Source organism: Klebsiella sp. HN106, from assembly GCF_051209435.1.
GTDB classification, from domain to species: Bacteria; Pseudomonadota; Gammaproteobacteria; order Enterobacterales; family Enterobacteriaceae; genus Klebsiella; species Klebsiella oxytoca.
In genome coordinates this window covers 1-12,830 of sequence record NZ_JBLURD010000005.1, presented here as the reverse complement: position 1 = coordinate 12,830, position 12,830 = coordinate 1, and the positions used below count along the sequence as shown (strand labels likewise).

6 protein-coding genes are annotated in these 12,830 nt (G+C 59.0%); all 6 read left to right on the top strand.

Annotated elements, in window-relative coordinates:
• Positions 1–7 precede the first annotated feature (7 nt).
• The 6 genes from bcsB to ACSIPU_RS14295 all read left to right on the top strand — a co-directional run bounded on the left by bcsB (position 8) and on the right by ACSIPU_RS14295 (position 12,562).
• Positions 8–2,347 carry a cellulose biosynthesis cyclic di-GMP-binding regulatory protein BcsB gene (gene bcsB, locus ACSIPU_RS14320; protein ID WP_196557648.1) on the top strand — a complete coding sequence of 780 codons (2,340 nt, stop codon included), beginning with the start codon at positions 8–10 and terminating at the stop codon, positions 2,345–2,347.
• 6 nt (positions 2,348–2,353) lie between these two features.
• A complete protein-coding gene (gene bcsZ, locus ACSIPU_RS14315) occupies positions 2,354–3,460 on the top strand; it encodes a cellulose synthase complex periplasmic endoglucanase BcsZ (RefSeq protein ID WP_123830039.1) in 1,107 nt (368 codons plus the stop codon).
• Positions 3,442–6,927, top strand: a complete 3,486-nt coding sequence (bcsC, locus tag ACSIPU_RS14310; RefSeq protein ID WP_196557650.1) for a cellulose synthase complex outer membrane protein BcsC — start codon at positions 3,442–3,444, stop codon at positions 6,925–6,927. The genes bcsZ and bcsC overlap by 19 nt, the downstream gene beginning before the upstream one ends.
• Before the next feature lie 468 nt (positions 6,928–7,395).
• Positions 7,396–9,402 carry a biofilm formation regulator HmsP gene (gene hmsP, locus ACSIPU_RS14305; RefSeq protein ID WP_024274799.1) on the top strand — a complete coding sequence of 669 codons (2,007 nt, stop codon included), beginning with the start codon at positions 7,396–7,398 and terminating at the stop codon, positions 9,400–9,402.
• Positions 9,403–9,556: 154 nt separating this feature from the next.
• Positions 9,557–10,843, top strand: coding sequence for a dicarboxylate/amino acid:cation symporter (locus ACSIPU_RS14300; protein ID WP_016807550.1), 1,287 nt, complete (start codon positions 9,557–9,559; stop codon positions 10,841–10,843).
• 219 nt (positions 10,844–11,062) lie between these two features.
• Entirely contained in the window at positions 11,063–12,562 is a 1,500-nt protein-coding gene (locus tag ACSIPU_RS14295; protein ID WP_435322163.1) for a M16 family metallopeptidase, read from the top strand.
• The last annotated feature ends 268 nt before the right edge of the window (positions 12,563–12,830 follow it).

Genomic DNA, 12,830 nt, shown 5'->3' with positions numbered 1-12,830 from the left:
TAATGCGATGAACAGAAAACTCTCTTTGATTTGTGCAGTAGCGGTGGGCATTGGCGGCTGGTCCTCCTTCGCGTCGTATGCGGAACCGACAGCGGCAACGGCAGCGGCGCAGACGACAACCGTGCCCGGTATTGCCGGTACGGTAGCGGACGGCCAGCCAACGGCGACCCTTGCCGATCCGGCGGCACCGGTGGTGGTGCTCGATAACGCCCCGAGCCGCGACGTGAAGCTGACCTTCGCCAAAATCGCTCCGCCTCCCGGCAGCATGGTACTGCGCGGCGCGCGCCCCGAGGGTTCGGTCGAGTTCGGCATGCGCAGCGATGAGGTGGTGGCGAAAGCGTTGCTTAATCTCGACTACACCCCCTCTCCGTCACTGCTGCCGGTGCAGTCGCAGCTGAAGGTTTATCTTAATGATGAGCTGATGGGCGTTTTGCCGGTCACCAAAGAGCAGTTGGGCAAAAAAGTCAGCGCGCAGATCCCAATCGATCCTCTCTATATCACCGACTTTAACCGCGTGCGCCTTGAGTTCGTCGGCCACTATCGCGACGTCTGTGAAAACCCGGCCAGCAGTACCCTGTGGCTGGACGTCGGTCGCGAAAGCTATCTGGATTTAACCTATCAGTCGCTGAACGTGCGCAACGATCTTTCGCATTTTCCTGTGCCGTTCTACGATTCGCGTGATAACCGCCAGCTGACGCTACCGATGGTCTTTGCCTCCTCGCCGGGTGTCCTGCAGCAGCAGGCGGCGGCGATCGTTGCCTCCTGGTTCGGCAGCAAGGCGGGCTGGCGCGGTCAGCAGTTCCCGGTGCAGTTCAATGCGCTGCCGGACCGCAACGCCGTTGTTTTTGCGACCAACGATAAGCGCCCGGACTTCCTGCGCGAGCATCCACCGGTTAACGCGCCGACTATTGAAATGATCGACCATCCGGATAATCCGTACGTTAAGCTGCTGGTGGTCTTTGGGCGAGATGACAAAGACCTGCTGCAGGCGGCGAAGGGGATAGCGCAGGGCAATATTCTGTTCCGCGGCAGCAGCGTGACGGTTGACGATGTCAAACAACTGCAGGCGCGTAAACCGTACGATGCGCCAAACTGGGTGCGCACCGATCGCGCGGTGACCTTTGCCGAGCTGAAAACCTACGAACAGCAGCTGCAATCCAGCGGCCTGGTGCCGGATTCCATTAACGTCGCGCTGAACCTGCCGCCGGATCTCTACCTGCTGCGCGCCAACGGCATCGATATGAACCTGAACTATCGCTACACCATGCCGCCGATCAAGGACAGCTCGCGCATGGATATCAGCCTGAACGATCAGTTCTTACAGTCTTTCAGCCTCAACAGCTCGCAGGATGTTAATAAGCTGATTCTGCGCCTGCCGGTGCTGCAGGGGCTGCTGGATGGCAAAACGGAAGTGACAATCCCGGCGCTGCGCCTTGGGGCGATGAACCAGCTGCGCTTCGATTTTCAGTATATGAACCCGATGCCCGGCGGCTCTATCGATAACTGTATTACCTTCCAGCCGGTGCAGAATCATGTGGTGATTGGGGACGACTCGACCATCGACTTCTCGAAGTACTATCACTTTATGGCCATGCCGGATCTGCGCGTGTTTGCTAACGCGGGCTTCCCCTACAGCCGGATGGCCGATCTCTCCGATACCTTAGTCGTGGTGCCGAAAGCGCCGACCGAGGGTCAGGTGGCCACGCTGCTGGAAACGGCCGGCGGCATCGGCGCGCAAACCGGCCTGGCGGCGATTAACCTGCGCATGACCGATGACGGCAGCCAGATTAAGGACAAAGACGCCGACCTGCTGCTGATTGGCTCTATTCCGCAGGCGCTGAAGGACGAAACGAAAATTAACCTGCTGGTTGAAGCGACCAAAAGCTGGGTGAAAATGCCGATGCGCCATTACGACCTGGCGAGCATCTACCCCGATACCGAAGCCAGAACGCCGAATACCCGCACTGATATCACGTCATCCGGGCCGATGGCGGCGATAATCGGCTTCCAGTCGCCTTACAACGATCAGCGCAGCGTCGTGGCGCTGCTGGCCGATAGCCCTCGCGGTAACGAATTGCTCACCCAGGCGCTTAACGATAGCGGTAAACGCGCGGCGATGTTTGGCTCCGTCTCGGTGATTCGCGAGTCGGGCGTCAACAGCCTGCGGGTAGGCGATGTTTACTATATCGGGCATCTGCCGTGGTTCGAACGCATCTGGTTTGCGCTCTCCAGCCACCCGATACTGCTGGCGGTGCTGGCGGCATTAAGCATCGTACTACTGGCGTGGGTGCTGTGGCGCATGCTGCGTATTATCAGCCGCCGTCGCCTCCACCTTGATGATGAGTAGTTGCTGATGAACGCGGTACGTGCAGTGGTGTTGTCGATATGCATGCTGGCGGCGGCGCAGGCGAGCGCCGCCTGCCGGTGGCCGGCCTGGGAGCAGTTTAAACAAGAGTACGTCAGCGCCGAAGGGCGGGTTATCGACCCCAGCGATTCACGAAAAATCACCACCTCGGAAGGACAAAGCTACGGGCTGTTCTTTGCCCTGGCGGCTAACGACCGCGAAGGCTTCCGCAAGCTGTTCGAGTGGACGCAAAACAACCTTGCCGAGGGCGATCTGCGCGCGCATCTGCCGGGATGGCTGTGGGGGAAAAAGAGCGATGACGAATGGACGGTGCTCGATAACAACTCCGCCTCGGATTCCGACCTGTGGATAGCCTGGGCGCTGCTGGAGGCCGGACGACTGTGGGAAACGCCCCAGTATACGGAAGTCGGCAAAGCGCTGCTGGCGCGTATTGCTGATGAAGAAGTGGCTACCGTACCGGGGCTGGGGCCGATGATTTTGCCGGGGAGAGTCGGCTTCGTCGATGACGGCGGCTGGCGTTTTAATCCCAGCTATCTGCCGCCGCAGCTGGCGACCTACTTTGCGGCGTTTGGCGCTCCCTGGCCAAAGATACGCGACGGCAATCTGCGCCTGCTGCTGGAGACCGCGCCGAAAGGCTTTTCGCCTGACTGGGTCCGTTACGAAAAAGGCAAAGGCTGGCAGTTGAAGGCGGAGAAACCCATTATCGGCAGCTATGACGCCATTCGCGTCTATCTGTGGGCCGGTATGCTCGATGACGGCGATAAGCAAAAAGCCCGCCTGCTGACGCGCTTTAAACCGATGGCGGCCCGGACGGTAGTGCAGGGTGTGCCGCCGGAAAAAACCAACGTTGCGACCGGTAAAACCACCGGCAACGGTCCGGTGGGCTTCTCCGCGGCGCTACTGCCTTTCTTGCAGCATGAAGATGCCCGGGCCATTCAGCGGCAGCGCGTCGCCGACCACTATCCCGGCGCGGATGCTTACTACAGCACGGTCCTGACCCTTTTCGGCCAGGGATGGGATCAACACCGTTTTCGCTTCACTGCCGGTGGCGAATTACGGCCTGACTGGAACCAGGAATGCACAAGTTCTCATTAAGCTTATTCACGCTCTCCCTAAGCGTCGCGCTGATGCCGCTGGCTCACGCCGTGAACACGCCTGTTCAGGAGCATCTGCTGGAGCAGGTGCGCCTCGGCGAGGCCAGCAAACGAGAGGATTTGGTGCGTCAGTCGCTCTACCGCCTGGAATTGATCGATCCGAACAATCCGGACGTTGTCGCCGCGCGAGTGCGCTATCTTCTCCGCCAGGGTGATACGGCCGGGGCGCAGAAGCAGCTGGCGCGTCTGGCGAAGCTGGCGCCGGAATCGGCGGAGCTGAAAGCTTCGCGCGACGAGATGAAAAGCAGCACCGGCGATGGCCGCCAGGAGCTACAGCAGGCGCGCCTGCTGGGCGTGGCCGGGAAAGTTGACGAGGCCATCGCCGCTTACGAGAAGTTGTTTAACGGCGTCCCGGATGATGATGAGGCGGCGATTGAGTACTGGACGCTGGTGGCGCGCCTGCCCGCCCGACATAACGAAGGCATCAATCAGCTGAAAAAACTCAACGCCCGCTTACCGGACAACGTCCAGCTGCAAACGGCGCTGGCGAAACAGATGTTTGGCGATAATAAGCCGGAAGAGGGATTTGCGTATCTTGAACAGATGTCGCGCTCGGCGGCGGGTCGTGGCATCGCAGCAGACATCTGGTTTAACGAAGTGAAAAGCATGCCGGTGAGCCGGGCCAGCGTACAGGCGCTACAGCGGTTTATCGTGCAATTCCCCACCGGTTCCACCTCGGCAAATGCCCGCGTTCTGCTCGATCAGCAGCAGACCCAGCTCAAAGATCCGACGTTCCGCGATCGCGCGGAGGGGCTGGCGGCGGTGAAGGCCGGGAAAGGTTCGGTGGCCGTGGCCGATTTACAACAGGCTGTCCGGGCGGATGCCAAAGACAGCGACGCGGTTGGCGCATTGGGGCAGGCGTACTCCCAGCGCGGCGATCGGGCGCGGGCGGTTGCTCAGTTGAGTAAAGCTATCAAAATGGCCCCGGATAGCCCGAGCCGCGATAAGTGGGACAGCCTGCTCAAGACTAACCGCTACTGGCTGCTGATCAAGCAGGGCGATAGCGCTCTGAAAAGCGGCCAGCTGGCGCAAGCGCAAAATGCTTACGCTCAGGCGCAGCGGATAGACACTACCGATAGCTATGCGGTGCTGGGGCTGGGTGACGTGGCGGCGGCGCGTAAAGAAAACGCCGCGGCGGAGCGTTACTACCAGCGCGCGCTGCGAATGGATCGCGGCAATAGCCTGGCGGTACGCGGTCTGGCGAATCTGTATCGCGGCGAATCGCCCGAAAAAGCCAGCGCGTATATCGCCAGCCTGTCGCCGGCCCAGCGGCGCAGCATTGATGATATTGAACGTAGCCTGACGAACGAACGCCTGGAGAAACAGGCCGAAGCGCTGGAGAGCCAGGGGAACTGGGCGCAAGCGGCGGAAGTGCAGCGCCGTCGGCTGGCGCTGGATCCGGATAGCGTGTGGATAACCTACCGCCTGGCGCGGGATCTGGTCAGCGCGGGCAGCCGCAGCGAGGCTGACGCGCTGATGCGCGCGATGGTCAACCGCCAGCCTGGCGATGCTGATCGGGTTTACGCCTACGGCCTCTATTTATCCGGTAATAATCAGGATGAGATGGCGCTGGCGCAGATAAACGCCCTGCCTCAAGGGCAGTGGACGGACAATATTCGCGAGCTGGAGGCGCGTCTGCAAAGCGACAGGATCTTGCGGCAGGCAAACCAGCTGCGCGATAGCGGCCAGGAGGCCCAGGCTATCGCGCTGATTAAACAGCAACCGACGTCGGTGCGCTACGCGCTCACGCTGGCGGACTGGGCGCAGCAGCGCAGCGACAGCCAGACGGCGATAGCGGAATATCAGCGGGTGCTTGGCCAGCAGCCGGATAACGGCGATGCGCGTCTGGGACTCGCGGAAGTGTATCTTGCCGACGGCGATAAGAATGCTGCCCGCGCTCAGGTGGCGCAGCTCAAGGGCGAAGACATCGATTCTATCAATATGCAGCGGCGTATTGCCCTCGCGCAGGCCGGTCTGGGCGATCGCGTTCAGGCGCAGCAAACCTTCGCCCGCATCGTGCCCCAGGCAAAAGCGCAGCCGCCGTCGATGGAAAGCGCGCTGGTGCTGCGCGACGCCGCGCGTTTCCAGGCGCAGAACGGCGAGCCGCAGCAGGCGCTGGAAGGTTATAAGGACGCCATGGTGGCCTCCGGGGTTACTCGCGAGCGCCCGCAGGATAACGACACCTTTACGCGCTTAACGCGTAACGACAGCAGCGATGACTGGCTCAAGCGCGGGATCCGCAGCGATGCCGCCGATCTTTATCGCCAGCAGGATCTTAACGTCACCCTCGAGCATGATTACTGGGGCTCCAGCGGTACCGGCGGCTATTCCGATCTGAAAGCGCATACCACCATGTTGCACGTAGATGCCCCGCTGGCCGACGGGCGAATGTTCTTCCGTACCGATCTGGTTAATATGGATGCCGGGAGTTTTTCTACCAATAGCGACGGCAGCTATGCGCCGAGCTGGGGCACCTGCGGCGAAATCGCCTGTACCGGCGGCAGCAAACATCAGAGCGACAGCGGCGCCAGCGTAGCGGTGGGCTGGCAGAACGAGACCTGGAGCGGCGATATCGGCACCACGCCGATGGGCTTTAACGTCGTTGATGTGGTGGGCGGCCTGAGCTACAGCAGCGACGTTGGCCCGCTGGGCTACACCGTTAATCTTCATCGGCGACCCATCTCCAGCTCGCTGTTGGCCTTCGGCGGGCAGAAAGATAACCCTAACGGCGGCCATACTGGCAAGACCTGGGGCGGGGTGCGCGCCGACGGCGGCGGTGTGAGTCTGAGCTACGATAAAGGCGAGGCCAACGGGGTCTGGTCTTCGTTGGGCGTCGACCAGCTGACCGGGAAAAACGTTGCCGACAACTGGCGCGTGCGCTGGATGACCGGCTACTACTATAAAGCGATCAACGAAGATAACCGCCGGGTCACCGTCGGCCTGAACAATATGCTTTGGCACTACGATAAAGACCTGAGCGGCTATACCCTGGGTCAGGGGGGATATTACAGTCCGCAGGAATATGTCTCCTTCTCGGTACCTGTGACCTGGCGTCAGCGGACGGAGAACTGGTCATGGGAGCTGGGGGGCTCGGTGTCGTGGTCCCACTCGCGGACCAAAACCGAGGCGCGCTATCCGCTGCTCAATTTGATCCCCTCTCAGTATCGTCATGATGCCAGCCAGCTTACGGAAGAAGGCAGCAGCAGCTCTGGCGTCGGCTATACCGCGCGGGCGCTGATTGAACGACGGGTAACCAGCAACTGGTTTGTCGGGGCGGCGGTGGATATTCAGCAGGCGAAGGATTATACCCCGAGCCATGCGCTGCTGTACGTCCGCTATTCGGCTTCCGGCTGGCAGGGCGATATGGATATGCCGCCGCAGCCGCTGGTCCCTTACGCCGACTGGTAGCAGATTAGGCTGAATTATGCGACAGGGCGTCACTCCACGGCGCTCTTCGCGTATACTCGTTGCCTCCGGCCATACAGCCCGATTTCCCCTCCGGTGGCGATTGTGAACCTTTAGCTCCGGTAAGCGCGGCGCCACTGGGGAGAGCTAGCGAAGCTGCATTGCGCGCTGTATCCCGGAGGCGGTCCAGAGGCACCTTGTCCGGGCTACCGACCCGATGGCGGTGGTGAACTTGTCCCCCGGACGGTTTTGTCGTTTTGTAGCCCGGGTAAGGCGTCAGCCGCCGCCCGGGAATTGTCCCCGGGTCGCGCTATGCTTACAGGTCCGTGCCGCCGCCGGGAAAGCCTCCCGATGGCATTGCTTCGCGCCTTGCGGGCGTGAGCGAACAATTTGAGTATATAATCAGCCTGAAAACGACCGGAGATGATGGATCTAAACCGGGTATGCGTTCAGTTTCAGTGGAGAACCCCGTTGCGCGTCAGCCGTTCACTTACAATTAAACAGATGGCAATGGTCGCGAGCGTGTCCATGGCGTTTGTACTCGTCTTCTGTTCTATTTTGCTGTTCCATTTTGTTCAGCAGAGTCGCTATACCACGGCCACGCAGTTAGAGAGCATTGCGCGTTCCGTCCGCGAACCGCTGTCAGCGGCTATTCTGAAAGCCGATATCCCGGAGGCGGAAGCCATTCTGAGCCGCATTCAGCCTGCTGGCATCGTCAGCCGGGCGGATGTTGTCCTGCCTAATCAGTTCCAGGCGCTGCGGATGCGCTTTATCCCCGAGCGTCCGGTGCCGGTAACCATCACCCGCATGTTTGAACTGCCGGTACAGATTTCGCTGCCTATCTACTCCCTTGAGCGGCCCGCTAACCCACAGCCGCTGGCCTATCTGGTGCTGCAAGCCGATTCATATCGCATGTATAAATTCGTGATGAGCGCCCTGGCAACATTAGTGACTGCTTACTTACTTTTGGTGCTGATGCTGACGGTAGCCATCACCTGGTGCATCAACCGTCTGATGGTACGACCGCTGCGTAAAATCGCCCGCGAGCTGAATGATGTCCCGCAGCAGGAGCGTCTTGGCCATCAGCTTTCTATACCGCGCTTACATCATGACGATGAAATCGGCATGCTGGTGCGCAGCTATAACCGTAACCAGCAGACTCTGCTGCGCCTGCACGATGAACTCTCTTTGCAATCGACCCGTTTCCCGGTATCCGAGCTGCCAAATAAAGCCTTTTTGATGGCGATGCTGGAGCAAACCGTCGCCCGTGGGCAGGCGTCTGCGCTGCTGATTGTCGCCTGCGAAACGCTGCAGGATACCGCTGGCGTACTCAAAGAGACGCAGCGCGAAATGCTGCTGTTGACGCTCGTTGAAAAACTGCGGGCGGTTATCCCGACGCAGATGGTCCTGGCCCAGGTGAGCGGCTACGACTTTGCGATTCTGGCCCACGGAATTACCGAGCCCTGGCAGGCGGTGACGTTAAGTAAGCAAGTACTTACTGTCTTAAGCGAACGTTTACCCCTGCACGGCATCCAGCTGCGCCCCTGCGCCAGCGTCGGCATTGCGATGTTTAACGGCGAAATTAACGGCGAACAGCTCTATCGCCGGGCGTTTTCCGCCGCCGTTACCGCGCGGCGTAAAGGTAAAAATCAGATTGAGTTCTTCGATCCGGAACAGATGGAAAAAGCGCAGCGCCGCCTGATGGAAGAGCACGATATTTTAACGGCGCTTGATAATCAGCAGTTTGCCATCTGGCTGCAGCCGCAGGTGGATACTATCAGCGGCGAGGTCTGCGGTGCAGAAGCGCTGCTGCGTCAGCGTCAGGCTGACGGGAGCTGGTCGCTGCCTGGCGATCTGATTGAGCGTATCGAAGCCTGCGGGCTGATCGTCCCGGTCGGCTACTGGGTGATGGAAGAGGCCTGCCGACAGCTTGCCGCCTGGCAAAATCAGGGGATCATGTTGCCGCTATCGGTCAACGTGTCGCAGCTACAGCTGCTGCATCACGATCGCGGCGCGGAGATGCTGGCGCTGCTCGCGCGCTATCGTATCGCGCCGGGCACGCTGATCCTCGAAGTCACCGAAAGCCGTCGAATAGACGACCCGCAGGCCATGATTTCCCTGCTGCGTCCGCTGCGTGAAGCGGGCGTGCGGATCGCGCTGGACGACTTTGGTATGGGCTACGCCGGGCTGCGTCAACTGCAGCATATTAAATCGCTGCCGGTGGATATCCTGAAAATCGATAAAGTCTTTATCGATATGCTACCTGATGACATCAGCATGGTGCCCGCGATTATCCAGCTGGCGCGGGGGCTGAATCTGCACATCGTCGCGGAGGGCGTTGAAACCGATAAGCAGTATCGCTGGCTGCAGGAGGCGGGTGTCGAGACGGTGCAAGGTTATCTTTTTGGCTGCGCCATGCCGCCTGAGGCTTTTAAGGCCCGCTTTTTACCGGCTGTTGTTGAGGATGCAAGTTTGTAACAACATTGTTAGCTTATGCGAGTCAGTTCAAATAAATTAACAATTGCATTGCAATTTCATCACTCGTTATTTCTGAAATGTTTCGTGGGTGTTATTTTTAAGCCACAGACGCAATACCCCCTCACAGTCTGTGGTTATATCCAAAGGACACCCTATGAAAATCTCTTTCTTTAAAAGCCTCTATGTCCAGGTTTTATCGGCCATAGCGATCGGTATTCTGCTGGGCCATTTTTACCCGGAGCTGGGTGCGCAGATGAAACCCCTCGGCGATGCCTTCGTTAAGCTGATTAAAATGATTATTGCCCCGGTTATCTTCTGTACCGTTGTGACGGGGATTGCCGGGATGGAGAGCATGAAGGCCGTCGGCCGCACCGGGGCGGTGGCGCTGCTCTATTTTGAAGTCGTGAGCACCATCGCGCTGATCATCGGTCTGATCATTGTTAACGTGGTGCAGCCCGGCGCGGGTATGAACGTTGACCCGGCCACCCTTGATGCGAAGGCCGTGGCGGTTTATGCCGAACAGGCGAAAGATCAGGGTATCGTGGCGTTCCTGCTCGATATTATCCCCGGCAGCGTGATTGGCGCGTTTGCCAGCGGCAACATTCTGCAGGTGCTGATGTTTGCCGTGCTGTTCGGTTTTGCGCTGCATCGTCTGGGCAGCAAAGGCCAGCTGATTTTTAACGTTATCGAAAGCTTCTCGCAGGTTATATTCGGCATCATCAATATGATCATGCGCCTGGCGCCGATTGGCGCATTCGGCGCCATGGCCTTTACTATCGGGAAATACGGCGTCGGTACGCTGGTGCAGCTTGGTCAGCTGATCGTCTGCTTCTACATCACCTGTATCCTGTTTGTCGTGGTGGTACTGGGCTCGATCGCCAAAGCCACCGGCTTCAGCATCTTTAAGTTCATCCGCTATATCCGCGAAGAGCTGCTGATCGTCCTGGGAACCTCTTCGTCCGAGTCGGCGCTGCCGCGGATGCTTGATAAGATGGAGAAGCTGGGCTGCCGTAAATCGGTGGTGGGGCTGGTGATCCCGACGGGGTACTCCTTTAACCTCGATGGCACCTCAATCTACCTGACGATGGCGGCGGTGTTTATCGCCCAGGCGACAAACAGCCATATGGATATTTTCCATCAGATTACCCTGCTGGTGGTGCTGCTGCTCTCCTCGAAAGGCGCGGCGGGCGTGACGGGCAGCGGCTTTATCGTCCTGGCGGCGACCATCTCCGCCGTCGGTCATTTGCCGGTCGCCGGTCTGGCGTTAATCCTTGGCATTGACCGCTTTATGTCCGAGGCGCGCGCGCTGACCAACCTGGTGGGTAACGGCGTAGCGACTATTGTGGTCGCGAAATGGGTTAAAGAGCTGGACTCACAGCAGCTCGATAATGTGCTGAATAACCGTACGCCGGTAGACAAATCGCACGAATTATCCTCATAAATCCATCTGTTAGGTCCATAGTCCCTTGCTGGACTATGGGCTCCTGCGCATAATTAGGGGTCGCTGCCGCATGCGCGGCGGTGACCCTTATGATTATTTCACGTCAACATGCGACATTTTCGTCTCCGTGTGGTCTAACCGACGTACTTAACTCACCATTTTTTCGGCGGCCCTCCCGTGGGCCGCTGTTGTAACCAGGATTGTTCATCAGGGGTTCACATGCAGGGCACAAAAATTCGACTCTTAACCGGTGGTTTGCTGATGTTGGCGACGGTCGGTTATGTGCAGGCAGAAGCGCTCCAGCCGGACCCGGCCTGGCAACAGGGCACACTGGCAAACGGGTTTCAGTGGCAGGTTTTAGCCACCCCGCAGCGTCCCAGCGATCGTATCGAAGTTCGCCTGTCCGTGAATATTGGCTCGCTGAGCGAAAGCACTCAGCAGAGCGGCTTTAGCCACTTTATCCCGCGCCTCGCGCTGACGCAAAACGGTGGCCTCCCGACCATGCAGGCCCGTTCGCTATGGCAGCAGAGTATTGACCCGAAACGTCCTCTGCCGCCCGCCATCGTCTCTTATGACTACAGTTTGTTTAACCTGAGCTTACCGAATAACCGTAACGACCTGCTGAAAGAGGCGCTGAGCTGGCTGGCGAGCGCCAGCGGTAAAATGTCGATCACTCCGGAAGCGGTCAACCATGCGCTGCAGGGCGAAGATATGGTGGTCACCTGGCCTGCGGATACTAAAGAGGGCTGGTGGCGTTATCGGCTGAAAGGCTCCACCATGCTGGGGCATGATCCGGCGGCGCCGCTGAAGCAGCCGGTGGATATTGCTCAGCTTAAAGACTATTACCACAAGTGGTACACGCCGGATGCCATGACCCTGATTGTGGTCGGCAACGTCGATAGCCGCAGCGTCGCGGAGCAAATTAACAAAACTTTCGGCGGCCTGAAGGGCAAGCGCGAAACGCCGGTGGCGGTTCCTACCCTGTCGCCGCTGCCGACGACGCCGGTCAGCATCATGACCGATGCAGTGCGCCAGGATAAGCTGTCGCTGATGTGGGATGCGCCGTGGCAGCCGATTCGTGACTCGGTCGCGCTGCAGCGCTACTGGCGAGATGACCTCGCCAGAGAAGCGCTGTTCTGGCACGTTCAGCAGAATCTGAGCAAAAGTAACATCAAGGATATCGGCCTGGGCTTTGACTGCCGCGTGCTTTACCAGCGCGCCCAGTGCGCGATCAATATCGAATCGCCGGGCGAGCGGCTGAACGCCAACTTAACGACCGTGGCGCGCGAGCTGGCGAAAGTGCGCGATAACGGTCTGCCGCAGGATGAGTTTGATGCCCTGATTGCGCAGAAAAACCTTGAACTGCAGAAGCTGTTTGCCACCTATGCCCGCACGGATACCTATCTTCTGATTAGCCAGCGGATGCGTTCGTTGCAAAATCAGGTGGTGGATATCGCTCCCGAGCAGTATCAGAAGCTGCGTCAGGAGTTCCTCAATTCGCTGACGGTTGACATGCTGAATCAGTACCTGCGTCAGCAGCTTTCGCAGGATATGGCGCTGGTGTTGCAGCAGCCGCAGGGCGAACCGGAGTACAACATGAAGGACCTGCAGGCGACGTGGGAAAAGCTGATGGCGCCAGCGGCCGCCGCGGCGTCGAACAGCGCCGGTGATGTTGCGCAAGGACGTAGCGAAGCGACGGATATCCCGCCTGCGCAGTAAAGCAAAACCGGATAGCGTGGCTATCCGGTGAGGTTTATGGCTTATCTGTTTTAACTATTGCTCGGGATTGGCCCGGTGATTTTCCCGGAGGCGGCGCTGGCGCGCCTTCTCCGGGCTACCGACCCGCAGATGGCGGTAAACCCGTAGCCCGATGTGATGGACACCTCCCCCTTACGGCATCAAAGTGCCAGACTGAGGTGTACCTACAGTTAACTGGAGGAGGTGTCCATCATGAATATTAAACGTATTGGTCTCGACCTGGCAAAAA